The sequence below is a fragment of the Anaerotignum lactatifermentans genome, assembly GCF_016902535.1.
GTDB lineage: Bacteria > Bacillota > Clostridia > Lachnospirales > Anaerotignaceae > Anaerotignum > Anaerotignum lactatifermentans_A.
This window is the reverse complement of record NZ_JACSNY010000077.1, coordinates 1-219: the sequence shown is the minus strand read 5'-3', so window position 1 is coordinate 219 and position 219 is coordinate 1. Positions and strand designations below refer to the sequence as shown.

Here is a 219-nt window from a genome sequence, read left to right as displayed (position 1 = left end):
AGTTGGGCACTCTGGAGAGACTGCCGTGGATAACACGGAGGAAGGTGGGGATGACGTCAAATCATCATGCCCCTTATGTCTTGGGCTACACACGTGCTACAATGGCTGGTAACAAAGTGAAGCGAGACGGCGACGTTAAGCAAATCACAAAAACCCAGTCCCAGTTCGGATTGTAGTCTGCAACTCGACTACATGAAGCTGGAATCGCTAGTAATCGCG

At 50.7% G+C, this 219-nt stretch carries 1 rRNA gene; it reads left to right on the top strand.

Going from position 1 to position 219, the window contains the following annotated elements:
• A 16S ribosomal RNA gene (locus tag H9X84_RS12935) occupies positions 1 to 219 on the top strand; the annotation flags it as partial.